The sequence below is a fragment of the Pauljensenia sp. UMB3104 genome (assembly GCF_030217285.1).
Taxonomy (GTDB): domain Bacteria; phylum Actinomycetota; class Actinomycetes; order Actinomycetales; family Actinomycetaceae; genus Pauljensenia.
This window is the reverse complement of the sequence record NZ_JASONN010000645.1, coordinates 1-231: the sequence shown is the minus strand read 5'-3', so window position 1 is coordinate 231 and position 231 is coordinate 1. Positions and strand designations below refer to the sequence as shown.

Below are 231 nucleotides of genomic sequence, written 5' to 3'. Positions count from 1 at the left end.
CGTCAATAATCTTTGCGCCAACCTCTTCATAGAGCGAATCGGGATAGGCGGATCCTTCACCGGCCCCCTTCTGGATTAGCACTTCGTGTCCGTCCTGAATCAGGGCGGCAGCACCGGCAGGCGTCACAGACACGCGGTATTCATTGTTTTTAACTTCTGTAGGGACACCAATACGCATAAGGCTCCTTCACCTTCCTTAGACAGAAAACAGCGTTGTTCCAACAAACAAGA

1 pseudogene is annotated in these 231 nt (G+C 51.1%); it reads right to left on the bottom strand.

From position 1 onward, the window contains the following. Nucleotides 1–178, bottom strand: a pseudogene (locus QP415_RS13130) (alanine dehydrogenase); the annotation flags it as partial. Nucleotides 179–231 lie beyond the last annotated feature (53 nt).